Annotated in this window: 13 protein-coding genes and 1 pseudogene; 4 read left to right on the top strand and 10 right to left on the bottom strand. The window is 66.9% G+C overall.

Annotated elements, in window-relative coordinates; all coding sequences use genetic code 11:
* The coding region (locus tag RTO53_RS09310) for an acyl-CoA dehydrogenase (RefSeq protein WP_312237525.1) at positions 1-2,360 on the top strand (2,360 nt) is incomplete at its 5' end.
* Positions 2,361-2,813: 453 nt separating this feature from the next.
* On the opposite strand, the gene RTO53_RS09305 is transcribed toward RTO53_RS09310, so the two are convergent.
* On the bottom strand, positions 2,814-3,170 hold the full coding sequence (locus RTO53_RS09305; protein WP_312237524.1) for a DUF1304 domain-containing protein: 357 nt from the start codon (positions 3,168-3,170) through the stop codon (positions 2,814-2,816).
* 28 nt (positions 3,171-3,198) lie between these two features.
* On the bottom strand, positions 3,199-4,533 hold the full coding sequence (locus RTO53_RS09300; protein WP_312237523.1) for an MFS transporter: 1,335 nt from the start codon (positions 4,531-4,533) through the stop codon (positions 3,199-3,201).
* Between the two features lie 216 nt (positions 4,534-4,749).
* Here RTO53_RS09300 and RTO53_RS09295 point away from each other — a divergent pair, with 216 nt between their 5' ends.
* The 3 genes and pseudogenes from RTO53_RS09295 to RTO53_RS09285 all read left to right on the top strand — a co-directional run.
* On the top strand, positions 4,750-6,342 hold the full coding sequence (locus RTO53_RS09295) for a choline dehydrogenase (protein ID WP_312237522.1): 1,593 nt from the start codon (positions 4,750-4,752) through the stop codon (positions 6,340-6,342).
* A 154-nt stretch (positions 6,343-6,496) separates the two neighbouring features.
* Positions 6,497-7,870 (top strand): serine hydrolase domain-containing protein, encoded by a 1,374-nt coding sequence (locus RTO53_RS09290; RefSeq protein ID WP_312237521.1) that lies wholly within the window; start codon positions 6,497-6,499, stop codon positions 7,868-7,870.
* Between the two features lie 679 nt (positions 7,871-8,549).
* Positions 8,550-9,062, top strand: a pseudogene (locus RTO53_RS09285) (hypothetical protein); the annotation flags it as partial.
* Between the two features lie 959 nt (positions 9,063-10,021).
* Here the strand turns inward: RTO53_RS09285 and gcvH are convergent.
* From gcvH to RTO53_RS09245, 8 genes are all read right to left on the bottom strand, one after another.
* On the bottom strand, positions 10,022-10,417 hold the full coding sequence (gcvH, locus tag RTO53_RS09280) for a glycine cleavage system protein GcvH (RefSeq protein WP_312237520.1): 396 nt from the start codon (positions 10,415-10,417) through the stop codon (positions 10,022-10,024).
* Positions 10,418-10,507: 90 nt separating this feature from the next.
* Positions 10,508-11,620, bottom strand: coding sequence for a glycine cleavage system aminomethyltransferase GcvT (gcvT, locus tag RTO53_RS09275; RefSeq protein ID WP_312237519.1), 1,113 nt, complete (start codon positions 11,618-11,620; stop codon positions 10,508-10,510).
* 75 nt (positions 11,621-11,695) lie between these two features.
* Positions 11,696-12,127 carry an NfeD family protein gene (locus RTO53_RS09270; RefSeq protein ID WP_312237518.1) on the bottom strand — a complete coding sequence of 144 codons (432 nt, stop codon included), beginning with the start codon at positions 12,125-12,127 and terminating at the stop codon, positions 11,696-11,698.
* 1 nt (position 12,128) lies between these two features.
* Positions 12,129-13,091: an SPFH domain-containing protein gene (locus tag RTO53_RS09265; RefSeq protein ID WP_312237517.1), complete on the bottom strand. Its 963-nt coding sequence runs from the start codon at positions 13,089-13,091 to the stop codon at positions 12,129-12,131.
* Between the two features lie 50 nt (positions 13,092-13,141).
* A complete protein-coding gene (locus RTO53_RS09260; protein WP_312237516.1) occupies positions 13,142-13,444 on the bottom strand; it encodes a DUF962 domain-containing protein in 303 nt (100 codons plus the stop codon).
* Positions 13,445-13,550: 106 nt separating this feature from the next.
* Complete coding sequence (locus RTO53_RS09255) at positions 13,551-13,874, bottom strand: YnfA family protein (protein WP_312237515.1); 324 nt, start codon at positions 13,872-13,874, stop codon at positions 13,551-13,553.
* Positions 13,871-14,683, bottom strand: coding sequence for a nucleoside triphosphate pyrophosphohydrolase (gene mazG, locus RTO53_RS09250; protein WP_312237514.1), 813 nt, complete (start codon positions 14,681-14,683; stop codon positions 13,871-13,873). The genes RTO53_RS09255 and mazG overlap by 4 nt, the downstream gene beginning before the upstream one ends.
* 20 nt (positions 14,684-14,703) lie before the next feature.
* The coding region (locus RTO53_RS09245) for an inositol monophosphatase family protein (RefSeq protein WP_312237513.1) at positions 14,704-15,217 on the bottom strand (514 nt) is incomplete at its 5' end.

Raw genomic sequence — 15,217 nt, 5'->3', positions numbered from 1 at the left:
TCCCCTACGTCAACCAGACCGCCACCATCGTGGCCGCCGCCATCGTCGCGGTCATCGCCGTGCCGCTGCTGCTGCCCTTCATCCGCAAGCCGCTGCTGACCGCCCCGATGATGAAGGTGTTCCGCAAGGTGCTGCCGCCGCTGTCGCAGACCGAGCGCATCGCCTTGGAAACCGGCTCGGTCGGTTTCGAAGGCCAGCTGTTCACCGGCGATCCGGACTGGAACATCCTGCTGAACTACCCCAAGCCGCAGCTCACCGCCGAGGAACAGGCCTTCCTGGATGGTCCGGTCGAAGAGCTGTGCAAAATGGTCAATGACTGGGAAATCACCCACGTCTATGCCGACCTGCCGCCGGAACTGTGGAGCTTCATCAAGAAGAACAAGTTCTTCGGCATGATCATCCCGAAGGAATACGGCGGCCTGGGCTTCAGCGCGCTGGCCCACCACAAGGTGATCCAGAAGCTGGCCTCGGTGTCGAGCGTGGTCAGCTCCACCGTCGGCGTGCCCAACTCGCTCGGCCCGGGCGAACTGCTCAACCACTACGGCACCCAGGCGCAGAAGGACCAGTACCTGCCGCGCCTGGCCGATGGCCGCGAAGTACCCTGTTTCGGCCTGACCGGTCCGTTCGCCGGTTCGGACGCCACCTCGATCCCGGATTACGGCATCGTCTGCAAGGGCGAGTGGAACGGCGAGCAGGTGCTCGGCGTCAAGCTGACCTTCGACAAGCGCTACATCACCCTGGCCCCGGTGGCCACGCTGATCGGCCTGGCCTTCCGCATGTACGACCCGGACGGGTTGATCGGCACCACCCGCGATATCGGCATCACCCTGGCGCTGCTGCCGCGTGAGACGGCCGGCGTGGAAATCGGCCGCCGCCACTTCCCGCTCAACTCGACCTTCCAGAACGGTCCGATCCGCGGCAAGGACGTGTTCATTCCGCTGACCCAGCTGATCGGCGGTGCTGAGAAGGCCGGCAAGGGCTGGAACATGCTCAACGAGTGCCTGGCCGTGGGCCGCTCGATCACCCTGCCCTCCACCGCCAGTGGCGGTGCCAAGGCCGGTGCCGTGGTGACCGGTGCCTATGCACGCATCCGCAAGCAGTTCGGCCTGTCGGTCGGTCGCTTCGAAGGCGTGGAAGAAGCACTGGCCCGCATCGGTGGCAAGGCCTACGCGATCAGCGCGCTGTGCCAGGCCACCGCTGCTGCGGTTGATCGCGGCGATGTGCCGTCGGTGCCGTCGGCGATCGCCAAGTACCACTGCACCACCATGAGCCGTGAAGTGATCTCGGACATGATGGATGTGATCGGCGGCAAGGGCATCATCCTGGGGCCGCGCAACTTCGCCGGCCGCAGCTGGCAGGCCGCGCCGATCGCGATCACGGTGGAGGGTGCCAACATCATGACCCGCAGCCTGCTGATCTTCGGCCAGGGTGCGATCCTCTGCCACCCGTGGGTGCTGAAGGAAATGAAGGCCGCGCAGGATCCGGACACCAGGGCCGGCCTGCAGGAATTCGACCGCAGCCTGTTCGGTCACATCCGCTTCGGCATTTCCAACGCCGTGCGTTCGTTCTGGTTCGGCCTGACCGGTGCGCGCATCGGTGCCGCCCCGGGCGATGCCTACACCCGCCGTTACTTCCGCAAGCTGGACCGCTATTCGGCCAACCTGGCGCTGATGGCCGACATCTCGATGATGACGCTGGGCGGCAAGCTGAAGTTCAAGGAATCGCTGTCCGGTCGGCTGGGCGATGTGCTGAGCCATATCTACATGACCAGCGCGATGCTCAAGCGTTACCACGACGAAGGCGCACCGGCGGCGGACCAGCCGCTGCTGGCCTGGGCCTTCCATGACAGCGTGCACAAGATCGAAGAGTCGCTGTCGGGCGCCCTGCGCAACTTCCCGATCCGTCCGATCGGCTGGCTGATGTGGCTGCTGATCTTCCCGTTCGGCCGTCGTGCCGAGGCACCCGGCGACCGTCTGGGTCACCGCGTGGCCGCGCTGCTGATGGCGCCCAACGAAGCGCGTGATCGTCTGGCCAGCGGTGTGTTCCTGACCCCGTGCGAGAACAACCCGGGTGGCCGTATCAACAGCTACCTGTCCAAGGCGATCATGGCCGAGCCGGTCGAGCGCAAGTTCATCAAGGCGGTCAAGACCAAGGGTATCGAGGCGCTGGACTTCCACTCCCAGCTGGACGAAGCCGTGGCCGAGGGTGTGATCACCCAGGACGAGCGCACGCTGCTGGAAGAGCTGCGCACGCTGACGCTGGAGACCATCACCGTGGACGATTTCGATCCGCACGAGCTGCGTTCGGCCGGGTATTACGACCGCGAACGCAAGGATCAGCAGTCGCAGGAAGCGGCGTGATCCAGGCAGCTGCGTAAACGAAAACGGCGGACTTCGGTCCGCCGTTTTTTTTTGTCGCTTTGCTTTGTCCAAGTAGACGGACAAGCCCAATCTGCACGCCTGTGCGCTGGGCGGGGGTGTGCGGGTTTGCGGGACACGCTGCAAGTACGTCCCTGTAAGCTCGCGTGCGCCATCCATGGCGCACGACGGTCCCGCAAACCCGCACACCCCCACCCTAGACAGTTGGCTGGTGGCCATGGAAGCGCAGTCTCAGAGCAGCGCGTAGAACGATGTCGCGCTTTCGCTGCGCACCCGCACACTGTCAAAGGGTGGGTAGGGGTCCGCGAGTCCGACTTGCGCGCACGACGAGGCATGCATCACCGTGTTCGATGCGTGCAGCCCGGTATCGGTAATGCTGCAGGCCAAGCGCTGATCGTTATCGCGCAGCCACCCATGGGGTGGCTCTACGCCGGTTCAGGCCGGCACCATCGACCACGCAGCCACCGCCAGGATTGCCGGCACGGCCTGGATGAAGAAGATGCGCTTGTTGACGCTGTAGGCGCCGTAGCAGCCGGCCACGATCACGCAACCCAGCATGAAGTTGACCAGCATCGGCAGGTGGTCGAACACGCCCCAGAACAGACCGGCGGCCAGGAAGCCGTTGTACAGGCCCTGGTTGGCGGCCAGCACGCGGGTGGTCTCGGCCTTCTCCGGCGTGTTGCGGAACGTCTTGAGGCCGAGCGGCCGGGTCCACAGGAACATCTCCAGCACGAGAAAGTACACGTGCAGCAGGGCGACCAGCAGGGTCAGGGTCAGTGCGGTCCAGTACATGGGCAGGCCTCGATGGGATGCGAAGAGCTTACTCCGGCCGCTCGGCCGGCAGCTTCTTTTCCTCGTGCAGCAACCCGAACGCGGCCGTGGTCATGATTCCGGCCACCACCAGCCCACCGGCGAACACCGCATGCGACCCGAACAGCGACAGCCCCTTGTGCACCCAGGCGAACGTCAGGTCCGCACCGCGGTACACCACGGTGTCGATCGCCGCGCCGGCCTTGTAGCGCCACTGGCGGTCCACACGGGTGAAGATCGTCTCGCGTGCAGGCTTGGCCAGCGAGAATTCGCTGGCGCGGGTCATGATCTGCACCAGCGCCACCAGCATCGGCAACGGCGAGGCCGCCAGCACCGAGAAGCCGATGATGATTGCAAAGCCCGGGATCAACAGCGCCGGCGCGATGCCATGGCGCGACAGCAGCCAGCGGGTCAGGCCCAGCTGCAGGATCAGGGTCAACGCATTGACCGCCAGGTCCACCCGCGAGAAGAACGCGGTGCTGGCCGCCGGGTCGGTGTAGAGGCGGCGCACGATCGAGGCCTGCTCGTTGTACAGCAGCGTGCCGATGCCCACCCCGAACAGCACCAGCACCGCCAGCCAGCGCAGCAGCGGCTCGCGCGCGATCAGTTTCAGGCCGTCGAGCACGCTGCCGCCCATCGGGGTCTCGCCGGAGGCCAGCTGTTGTTCCTGCTCACGCGCCACGGCCCATAACCGCAGCCGCCAGATGCACCCCAGGCAGGCGGTGAGGAATCCCGCCGAGACCAGCATCAGGTTGGCAATGCCGACCCGCTGCACCAGCGCCGAGGTGATGATCGGGCCGAGGAAGGCACCGAGGGTGCCGGCCGCACCGATGTAGCCGTACACCGCGCGCGCCTGCGTGTTGGAGAACACGTCGGCCATGAAGCTCCAGAACACCGCGACCGCAAACAGGTTGAACACCGCGGCCCAGAAGAAGAACGCCATGCCACGCCCGGGCACGCCACTGTCGAACAGCAGATAGAAGCCCAACAGGGAGACGATGAAGAATCCGTACACCGCCGGCAGGAACACCCGGCGCGGGTAGCGGCTGACCACCGCGCCGTACAGCGGCTGCAGCACCAGCATGATCAGGAACACGCACGTGAACAGTGCCTGCAGCACGAAGTCCTGCAGCGCGATGCCATGCGCGCTGAACCAGTTGATCAGCACCGGCGGGAACACCGCCTGCAGGTCGGATGAAGCGGCCATCGCCTCGCGCACCGGGCGCAGCACGTAGTAGCCGCTGAGCAGGCAGAAGAAGTACAGGCACGCCCAGATCAGGGGCGGGGATTGCCGCAGCGCCCCGCGCAGCCCCGAACGCACCGGTGCCGGTGCTGCAGCGCTCATCGCACCCACTCCCGGTTCGGGCGGCGTGACAAAGGCGGCATCGTGGCAACTCCAGGCAGCAGAGCGCGCAAGGTAAACGATGCACCGCAACATCGCCAGTCTCCGGCAGGGCCATGCGCGCAACGCAGCGTGGCGGTCATCCCGTCCCCGCTACCGGCTGCCCTGCCCTATGCTCGCAGGGCACCGTTGGGGAGCGGTCCGTATTCGAGGGCAGGCATGTACGACTACATCATCGTGGGGGCCGGGTCGGCCGGCTGCGTGCTGGCCAACCGCCTCAGTGCCGATCCAGGCTGCCGGGTGCTGCTGCTGGAGGCCGGGCCGCGCGACCGCAACCCGTTCATCCACATGCCGGCCGGGCTGGCCCGCCTGGTCAACAACCGGCGCATCAACTGGAACCTGGAAACCGAAACCGAGCCGACACTGGACGGACGCCGGCTGTGGTGGCCGCGCGGCAAGGTGCTGGGCGGCTCCAGTTCGATCAACGCGATGTGCTACGTGCGCGGAGTGCCCGCCGACTACGACGGCTGGGCCGCCGCCGGTGCCAGTGGCTGGGAATGGGCACAGGTGCTGCCGTGGTTCCTGCACAGCGAATCCAACAGCCGCGGCGGCGGCACGCTGCATGGCGACGCCGGGCCGCTGTCGGTGTCCGACCTGCGCCACCACAACCCCCTCTCGGCCGCCTTCCTCGATGCGGCCGTGCAGGCCGGGCACGCACGCAACGAGGACTTCAACGGCGCCGCGCAGCTCGGTGTGGGCCTGTACCAGGTCACCCAGCGCGACGGTGCCCGGTGTTCCACCGCGACCGCCTACCTGCGCCCCGCGCGCACTCGGCGCAACCTCACCGTGCTTACCGGCGCGCATGCCACCGCACTGAGCTTCAGCGGCGACACCGCCAACGGGGTGTTCTTCCGCCAGGGCCGCCAGCATCGGCATGCCGCCGCCAGCGGCGAGGTGATCCTCAGTGCCGGCGCGATCCATTCACCCCAGCTGCTGATGTTGTCCGGGATCGGCGCGGCCACGCCGCTGCGCAGGCATGGCATCAGCGTGCGCGCCAACCTGCCCGGGGTCGGCGGCAACCTGCAGGACCATCTGGACATCTGCACGCTGGTGCACACCGAGCCCGGGGTGAGCTATGACCGCAGCAACCAGGCGCGCATCGCCTTCGACTATTTCCTGCGCGGCCATCGTGGGGCCGGCAGCAGCAACATCGCCGAGGCCGGCGGCTTCGCACGCTCGATCCTGGCCACCGACGCGCGCGCCGACGTGCAGTTCCACTTCGTGCCGGCCATGCTGGACAACCACGGCCGCCACCGCCTCCCCGGCGATGGCTACACCCTGCATGCCTGCGCACTGCATCCGCGCAGCCGCGGCCGGATCCTGCTGCGCGATGCCGACGCGGCCTCCGCGCCACGGATCGAAGCCAACTATCTCAGCGATGCCGACGGCGCCGACCTGGCGATGATGAAGGAGTGCGTGCGCATGTCCGCGGCGATCCTGCGCCAACCGGCCTTCGACCGCTGGCGCGGCGCACCGATCTTTCCGCCCCGGCAGGACCTGGACGAGGCAGCCCTGACCGCCTTCATCCGCGCCAAGGCCGAGACCATCTACCACCCGGTCGGCACCTGCGCGATGGGCACCCACGCCGACGCGGTGGTCGATCCACAGCTGCGCGTACGCGGCCTGCGCCGGCTGCGGGTGGTGGATGCGTCGGTGATGCCGACCCTGGTCAGCGGCAACACCAACGCCCCCACCATCATGCTGGCCGAGCGCGCCGCGCAGTGGATCCTGCAGGATGCGGCCAGAAGCTGAACAGGGCTGCGCTGAAACCGGCCGCCGGGACGTGACCGGTTGATGCAAAAACCGCGCCTTTTCAACCAGATACGCATTCATCTTCGCTTCGTTTGTGCAATCACGAAAAGCGGCGCTAGAATCGGTCACAGCAGTTGCGCACGGGCCCTACACGATGAATCAGAACAGCAGGCGCCGACCGATCCGTTCGGCGGCCACCGGGTTGCTGGGCATGTTGATGCCCATCGCAATGTCTTCCACTGCCCAGACCCCCGCGTTCCCCGTCAACATCGAGAACGCCGCGGCGATTCCGCACACCCAACCGGCCGCCTACCGCGCCACGGAGGCGAACCCGAAGGTACTGCCGCCGGCGCAGGGCTTCAACGTCGCCGCGATCGAATCGATGGCCCAGCAGCTCACCTACGGCGAGCGTGTTCCCGGCATGGCGGTGGCCATCGTCCAGGGCGGTCGCGTGCTCAGCGCGCGCGGCTATGGCGTCACCGACGTCAACAATCCGCAGCAGGTCGACGCGCACACCGTGTTCCGCCTGGCCTCGTTGTCCAAGGCCTTCGCCGGCACCATGGCCGGCCTGCTGGTCAACGACGGCACGCTGCGCTGGGACAGCAAGGTCACCGACTACGTGCCCGGCTTCCAGCTGAGCACGCCCGAAGCCACCGACCGCCTGACCGTGGCCGACCTGCTCAGCCACCGCGTCGGTCTGCCCTACAACGCCTACGACCGCGACGTGGAAGGCAACGCCGAGTACTACACGCTGACCCACAAGCTGGCCTCGACCTCGCTCAAGTGCCTGCCGGGCGATTGCTATGCCTACCAGAACGTGGCCTTCAGCCTGATCGGCGACGTGGTCTACGCCGCCTCCGGCAGCTTCTACGAACAGTCCGTCGAACGCCGCCTGTTCAAGCCGTTGGGCATGGACGATGCGAGCCTCGGCCTTGCCGGCATCCAGGCCAGCTCGCGCTGGGCACGCCCGCACGTGCGCAGCCGCAACGGCTGGGTATCGCTGAACCCCAAGCCGACCTACTACCGTCTGGCCCCTGCGGCGGGCGTCAATGCCAGCGCCAGCGACATGGCGCAGTGGCTGCTGGCGCATACCGGCCACCGCCCCGACGTGCTGCCTGCGCCGCTCCTGGCCACCCTGCACTCGACGCTGATCAACACCCCTGGCGAAATGCGCTCGGGCTGGCGCCGCGAACGCCTGCATTCGGCCGGTTACGCACTGGGCTGGCGCAACTTCGATTACGCCGGCCATGAAGTGGTCTTCCACGCCGGCGCCGTGCAGGGTTATCGCGGCCTGGTCGCACTGGTACCCGAACGCGACCTTGGCATCGCCATCCTCTGGAACGGCGAGAGCAGCCTGCCCAGCGGCCTGCTGCCGACCATCCTGGACCAGGCCATCGGCCTGCCGACCCAGCGCTGGCTGGACGTGGACACCGATTTCGGCAGCGACAATCTGATGGCCGAGGACGCCGCACCGGCGACCAAGCGCAAGGGTGTCTCTTCCAACCGCGCGGTCGCCTCGCCGCGTTGATCGCGGCGGTGGCGTGAAGCGAGCAAGGCGGCCGCCCGGCCGCCTTTTTTGTGGCCGAACGATCCGCCAGACGACAGGTAGAGCCACCCCATGGGTGGCTGCGCACGGCGGGCGCCCCTTTGTCGGCGATTGCCGCACGCAGCGTCGGGCGCAGGTAGAGCCCCCCCATGGGTGGCTGCGCACGGCGGGGCGCCCCTTCGTCGGCGATTGCCGCACGCAGCGTCGGGCGTTGGTAGAGCCACCCCATGGGTGGCTGCGCACGGCGGCGACCCGTTCGTCGGCGATTGCCGCATGCAGCTCGGCGCAGGGCGGTAAGGCGCGGCGCAGCGGCGGTAAAGGCAAGGCCGAGGCAAACCGCAACGGCAACGGCAACGGCGACGGCAAGGGCAACGGCAACAGCAACCGCAACCGCAACCGCAACCGCAACGGCAACCGCGCAACGGCAGCCGAGCGTGGCTCGGCTCTACCAGACGCTGTGCGTCTGCAACCGGGGAGCTGTGGGGCGGGTATCGGGTGGCGATCGCAACGCCGCGCGCGCAAGGAGCACGAACATGCCGCCCATAAAAAAACCCCCTCCCCGCTGGGCTGCCAGGGAAGGGGGTTTCAGGTACGGCTATCGGGAACGACTTAGATCAGCGGTGCCGGGGTTGCCGGCAGGGCGACCGGAGCGGCCTTCTTCTTGCGAACGGCCGGCTTGCGCTTTGCAACCTTCTTCACCGCTTTCTTGGCGGACGCCTTCTTGGCCGGCGCCTTGCGTGCGGTGGCCTTCTTCGCGGTGGCCTTCTTGGCTACCTTGCGAACGGCCTTCTTGGCGGTTTTCTTGGCCGCTTTCTTGGCAGTCTTCTTGGTTGCCTTCTTGGCCGTGGCCTTCTTGGCTACCTTGCGGACGGCCTTCTTCGCCGTCTTCTTGGCGGCGGACTTCTTGGCTACCTTGCGGGTCGCCTTCTTCGCCGTCTTCTTCACTGCCTTCTTGGCGGCGGCCTTCTTGGCGACCTTGCGGACTGCCTTCTTCGCCGTCTTCTTCACTGCCTTGCGGGCGGTTGCCTTCTTGGCTGCCTTCTTCACCGTCTTCTTGGCAGCGGCCTTCTTGGCTACCTTCTTGACGGCCTTCTTGGCAGCGGCTTTCTTGGCTACCTTCTTGACGGCCTTTTTGGCGGCCGGCTTTTTCTTCGCAGCTTTCTTGGTTGCCATGGGATGGCTCCTCGTCAGTGATCTATGGAGTGGAAACGCCCAGGTAAAGCAAACCCGCAGTTCGACATCGCGGGGACCGCCGTCGCGTCAAGCGCGTCGTGACGGATACGGGGATACCCACCGCAGGTGGCCGGGCAGGTATCGAATGGGAAGGGGCCTTGGAGTTCGCCGGGGGAAGCGACGCCATCTCCACCGTCTTCTGACGCGAGGTGGATGTCCAGGTTGTGCTTCGCGACTGGATGTCGATTCTGCTCACTCTGTTCGCAGCAAGGTCTGCTGTGGCGAAACCTAATCACGGTTTTTTTCACTGTCAACAACCCGGACGAAAAATTTTCACATGGAGCGTCCCCGCGACGGCCTCGCCACCCCCACTACAAACACCGCCAACGGCACGCAATGCCACGCCACACGCACCGCATCGACATGGGTCGCGCCGTGCATGCGAAAAGAAAACCGCTTAAAAGAAGCACTTTCGTATTTTCAGCACGCGCGTAGTGCATGCGCACCGCCCTGCCCGCGCGCGCATCCACCCACGCCCGGACGCCTACCCACACAGCACCCAAACGGACGCGAAAACTTTTCACATCCGCGATCGCTTTTTGCCACCGGATTTGCGCAAATGCGCAAACTTTCAGACCGTCGCGGCCGTTCGGTTCGCACCGATCGGATGCGTCGCGCGCACCGCGTACGACCATCGCGACGGTTCCCGACGCGCGTGCGACGACACCCGAAGGCACCCTCATGACCAACGCCGACGTCGACCCAACCGTTCCGCATGAGTCCCTGCCGGATCATCCGCGGCATGCGCACGCACCGGTTTTTCATCACGCATACATAACGGCAGCGCCGTCGACGTCGATTCCAGACGTCGCGTGGCTTTCCAACGACACCCACCGGCGCGGCCGCGCGGGCAAAAAAAAACGGCCGCACCGGGCGGCCGTTTCTTCGATCAGGCGACGATCAATGCTCGTCGTTTTCCAGCAGCTCGGCGTACTCGTCCGGACCCAGCAGCTCGTTCAACTCGTCGTTGGCCGAGAACTCCACCACGTAGATCCAGCCTTCGCCGTAGGCATCTTCGTTGATGGTTTCCGGCTTGTCCGACAGCGCTTCGTTCACTTCGACAACGGTGCCGGTGACCGGGCTGTAGACGTCCGAGGCGGCCTTGACCGACTCGACCACGGCCGCCTGCTGGCCCGCCTTCACTTCGTCGCCCACCGCCGGCAGTTCGACGTAGACCAGGTCACCGAGCAGGCCCTGGGCATGGTCGGAAATACCGATGGTGACGCGGCCGTTGCCTTCGACACGTGCCCACTCATGGGACTTGAGGAATTTGAGGTCGCCGGGGATCTCGCTCATGGGACTGCTCCGAGGAATATCAGGGGTCAAGAAACGGGGGTAGTGTAACCATCGGCGCCGACCGCTGACAGGTCGGCGCCGTCAAAAACATCAGGCGTCGGCCAGCACGCCGGGTTGGGCCTGGCCCTCGCGCACGAACGGGAACTTCACCACGCGCACCGGCACCTGCTTGCCGCGGATGTCCACGTGCACCAGGCCCAGTTCACCGGCCGGCACCCGCGCGAACGCGATGCCCTTGCCCAGGGTCGGGGAGAACGTGCCGGACAGGATCTCGCCCTGGCCGCTGGCAGTCAGCACCGCCTGGCCATGGCGCAGCACGCCCTTCTCGTCCATCACCAGGCCGATCAGCTGGCGCGCATCGCCGGCCGCCTTCTGCGCCTCCAGCACGTCGCGGCCGATGAAATCACGGCCCTCGTCGAGCGCCACCGTCCAGGCCAGCGCGGCCTCGTACGGGGTGATCTCCTCGTCCATGTCCTGGCCATACAGGTTCATGCCCGCTTCCAGGCGCAGCGTATCGCGTGCGCCCAGCCCGGCCGGACGCACGCCGGCGGCGGCCAGCGCGTTCCAGAAGGCGACCACGTCGGCCTGCGGCAGCAGGATCTCGAAACCGTCTTCGCCGGTGTAGCCGGTGCGCGCCACGAACAACGGCGCGCCGCTGCTGGCAGTCGCCTCGAGCGCGGCGAAACGGCCCAGCTTCTCCAGCGCCGCGCGGTCGCCCTCGCCCACCAGTCCGATCACCCGCTCGCGCGCGGTCGGCCCCTGCACGGCGATGATGGCCAGGTCTTCGCGCTCGGTGACGGCCACGTCGAACGCGGCGGCCTGCTCGCGGATCCAGGCCAGGTCCTTCTCGCGGGTGGAGGCGTTGACCACCATGCGGAAGAAATCGTCGGCCAGGTAGTACACGATCAGGTCGTCGATGACCCCGCCGCGCGGATTGAGCATGCACGAATACAGCGCCTTGCCGGTCGCCTTCAGCTTGTCCACCGAGTTGGCCAGCAGCCTGCGCAGGAACGGTTTGACCTGCGCACCGCGCAGATCCACCACGGTCATGTGGCTGACGTCGAACATGCCGGCGTCGCTGCGCACCAGGTGGTGCTCGTCCAGCTGCGAACCGTAGTGGATGGGCATGTCCCAGCCACCGAAATCGACCATCTTGGCGCCGAGTGCGCGGTGGGTGTCGTTGAGAAGCGTCTTCTGGGTCATGACCGTTTTTCCGGGGGAATGAAGGCAAGACCTCGATTATCCCAGAACCGACTTCACAACGCCTGCGGCGTTGCGTCAGACCTGCTGCACCTTCAGCGTCATTCCCTCCACCGCCACCACGCGCACCTGGCTGCCGGCCGGCAGGTCCGGGCCGGCCACCACCCAGAACGCGTCGTCGATCTTGGCCCGGCCCTTGCCCGAGATGATGTCCTGGTCGATCACCACCACCCGGCCGATCAACTGCTCGGCGCGCCGGTTCAACAACGGCGCATCGCTCTGCCGCGCATGCGAACGTCCCCAGCGCCGATAGCACTGGATGGACACCACCGACAGCAGCACGAAGGCCACCACCTGCCACAGCAACGGAATATCGGCGAACACCGCCACCAGCACGAACACCGCCGCCGCACCGATCCCGATCCACAACATGAAGGCCCCCGGCGCCAGCGCTTCGGCCGCGAACAGGACCAGCGCGAGCGCGCCCCAGCCGACGACTTCCCAGCGCATCTCAGCCTCCGACCCGCGGCGGCACACCGCGCGTGGTGCGCTTGTCTTCCTGCTTGGCAAACGCCTCGCGCGCCAGCTCGGCAACGCCGGCGATCGAGCCGATCACCCCGCTGGCCTCCATCGGCATCAGCACCAGCTTCTGGTTCGGCGAGGTCGCCAGTTCCTTGAACGCCTCCACGTACTTCTGCGCGATGAAGTAATTGATCGCCTGCACGTCGCCCTGCGCGATGGCTTCGGACACCATCCGGGTCGCATTGGCTTCGGCTTCGGCCGAGCGCTCGCGCGCCTCGGCATCGCGGAACGCGGCCTCCTTGCGGCCCTCGGCCTCGAGCACGGTGGCCTGCTTCTCGCCTTCGGCACGCAGGATCTCCGACTGCCGCGAGCCCTCCGCCTCCAGGATCTGCGCCCGCTTCTCGCGTTCGGCCTTCATCTGCCGCGCCATCGCATCGAGCAGGTCGCGCGGCGGCTGGATGTCGCGGATCTCGATCCGGTTGACCTTCACGCCCCACGGGTTGGTCGCATGATCCACCACGTTCAGCAGCTTGGCGTTGATCACCTCACGCTGGCTGAGCGATTCATCCAGGTCCATCGAGCCGATCACAGTGCGGATATTGGTCTGCACCAGCGCGATCATCGCCACCTCCAGCACGGACACCTCGTAGGCAGCCTTGGCCGCATCCAGCACCTGGAAAAACACCACCCCGTCCACGCGCACCGCCGCGTTGTCCTTGGTGATCACCTCCTGGCCCGGCACGTCCAGCACCTGCTCCATCATGTTCACCTTGCGCCCCACCCCGTACACGATCGGGATCAGGAAGTGCAGGCCGGGCGACATGGTGTGGGTGTAGCGCCCGAAGCGCTCCACCGTCCACTCATATCCCTGCGGCACCATCCGTACCGCCTTGAACAGGATGACCACGGCCACGAAGGCCAGCACCAGCGAAAACAGCACGGTCGGAAACATCGCGTCACTCCTGTGATGCCGGGCCGGGCCCGGGCATGGCTAGGCTGCCATTACAAGCGGATCCGGCCACGGAGGATGTCCCGGAACATCACCCAGTCGCCGAGGAAGGAATAGAAGGGATGCCTGAAGGTGGCCGGCCGGTTCTTCTCGAAGAAAAAGTGCCCGACCCAGGCAAACCCGTAGCCGCAGGCCAGCGCTGCGAGCAGCCAGAGCGGTTGTCCGCGCACGATCGCGAAGGCGACCAGCAGCAGCACCCCGCAGCTGCCGACAAAGTGCAGCCGTCGCGAGACCGCGTTGCGGTGCTCGTCCAGATAGAACGGGTAGAACTCGCGGAAGCTGGCGAAGCGGGACATGGCGCGCCCTGCGAAACCGGATGCACGCAGCATAGCGCGTGCGTCCCGGTAATGCCGCTGTGCAGGGCGTCCGGGTAGCCGGCCAACGGCCGGCATTCCCCCTCTCTCAGGCAGGGCGCGGGGCGAACATGATCACCACCATCCCGGCCAGGCACAGGCCGACGCCGAGCAGGTCCCAGCGGCTGGGGCGGATGCCGTCCACCAGCCACAGCCACATCAGCGCGGTGCCGATGTAGACCCCGCCGTAGGCGGCATACACGCGTCCGCTGGCGGCCGGGTGCAGGGTCAGCAGCCAGGCGAACAGGGCCAGGCTGGCCGCGGCCGGCAGCAGCAGCCACGCGCTCCCATCCTTGCGCAGCCACAGCCACGGCAGGTAGCAGCCAACGATTTCGGCTACGGCAGTGAACACGAACAGCAGCAGCGTCTTCACGGCTTGGCTTCGTCGGCCTTGGCCTGCTGCCAGAGGGCCTCCTGCGCGTCCAAGTCCAGTGATGCCATCGACTGCCCCGCCGCATCCGCCCTGGCTTCCATCGCGCGGAAGCGGCGCTCGAACTTGTGGTTGGCCTGGCGCAGCGCGGCGCCCACGTCCACCTTGGCATGACGGGCAAGGTTGGCACAGACGAACAACAGGTCGCCCAGCTCTTCCTGCAGGCGCGCCTGGTTGTCCTCCACCGCGCCCTGCGCGAACTCGGCGGCGACTTCATCCAGTTCCTCGCGCACCTTGTCGATCACCGGCGCCGGACCGGGCCAGTCGAAACCGACCCGCGCCGCGCGCGCCTGCAGCTTCATCGCCCGCTGCCATTCGGGCAGCCCGCGCGAAATGCCGGCCAGTGCGGAGGTATCGGTGTCGCCCCTGGCGGCGCGCTCGGCGCGCTTGATCGCTTCCCAGTTGGCGTTGACGCCCTCGGCGCCCTCCACCTGCACCTGGGCGAACACGTGCGGGTGGCGGCGCTGCAGCTTGTCGCTGATCGAGCGGGCCACGTCGGCAAACCCGAAGGCGCCCTGCTCGCTGGCCATCTGCGCATGGAACACCACCTGCAGCAGCAGGTCGCCCAGCTCGTCCTGGAGGTCGTCCAGGTCGCCGCGGTCGATCGCATCGGCGACCTCGTAGGCCTCCTCGATGGTGTACGGGGCGATGCTGGCAAAATCCTGCTGCAGGTCCCACGGGCAGCCGCCCTGCGGATCGCGCAGCCGCGCCATGATGCCCAGCAGGCGGTCCAGTTCGGCAGTCGCGGTCATCCCATGCTCCTTTGCAGCGATCAGGCCGGCAGCCATTGCCGCCAGGGCAGGCGGGTGTCGCCCAGGGCGATGAAATCGCCGTTCAACAGGCTCTCGCGGCGGTTGTAGCGGAACGGCTTGCCGGTGGCGGCCGACAGCACCGCGCCACCGGCGGCGTGTAGCACGCACTGACCGGCGGCCGTGTCCCATTCGGAGGTGGGCCCCAGACGCGGATATACGTCCAGCGTGCCTTCGGCGAGCCGGCAGAACTTCAGCGACGAGCCCTGCGCGATCACCTCGATGTCGCCCATCCGGTCCAGCAGCGCCTGGGTCTGCTCACTGCGATGCGAGCGGCTGGCGGCGACCTTGAGCGGGGCGGTGGCCGGGGTGCGGGCGCGCAGGACCGAATCGTGCATGCCCAGCCGGCGGTAGGCCAGTTCGCCACGCATGGCGTGCCAGACGGTGCCCGTCACCGGGGCCAGGACCACGCCGAATGCCGGCGCGCCCTGGTAGATCAGCGCGATGTTGACGCTGAACTCGTCGTTGCGCTTGACG

This window comes from Stenotrophomonas sp., from assembly GCF_031995405.1.
GTDB lineage: Bacteria > Pseudomonadota > Gammaproteobacteria > Xanthomonadales > Xanthomonadaceae > Stenotrophomonas.
Note: the sequence above shows the minus strand (reverse complement) of the source record. Positions and strands in the feature narration are given on the sequence as shown.

Excerpts from the sequence above, each read along its gene's own strand:
- gcvT (WP_312237519.1), bottom strand. The coding sequence starts at position 11,620 with ATGACCCAGAAGACGCTTCTCAACGACACCCACCGCGCACTCGGCGCC.
- RTO53_RS09270 (WP_312237518.1), bottom strand. The coding sequence starts at position 12,127 with ATGCGCTGGGAAGTCGTCGGCTGGGGCGCGCTCGCGCTGGTCCTGTTC.
- gcvH (WP_312237520.1), bottom strand. The coding sequence starts at position 10,417 with ATGAGCGAGATCCCCGGCGACCTCAAATTCCTCAAGTCCCATGAGTGG.
- RTO53_RS09265 (WP_312237517.1), bottom strand. The coding sequence starts at position 13,091 with ATGTTTCCGACCGTGCTGTTTTCGCTGGTGCTGGCCTTCGTGGCCGTG.
- RTO53_RS09290 (WP_312237521.1), top strand. The coding sequence starts at position 6,497 with ATGAATCAGAACAGCAGGCGCCGACCGATCCGTTCGGCGGCCACCGGG.
- RTO53_RS09300 (WP_312237523.1), bottom strand. The coding sequence starts at position 4,533 with ATGAGCGCTGCAGCACCGGCACCGGTGCGTTCGGGGCTGCGCGGGGCG.
- mazG (WP_312237514.1), bottom strand. The coding sequence starts at position 14,683 with ATGACCGCGACTGCCGAACTGGACCGCCTGCTGGGCATCATGGCGCGG.
- RTO53_RS09295 (WP_312237522.1), top strand. The coding sequence starts at position 4,750 with ATGTACGACTACATCATCGTGGGGGCCGGGTCGGCCGGCTGCGTGCTG.
- RTO53_RS09305 (WP_312237524.1), bottom strand. The coding sequence starts at position 3,170 with ATGTACTGGACCGCACTGACCCTGACCCTGCTGGTCGCCCTGCTGCAC.
- RTO53_RS09260 (WP_312237516.1), bottom strand. The coding sequence starts at position 13,444 with ATGTCCCGCTTCGCCAGCTTCCGCGAGTTCTACCCGTTCTATCTGGAC.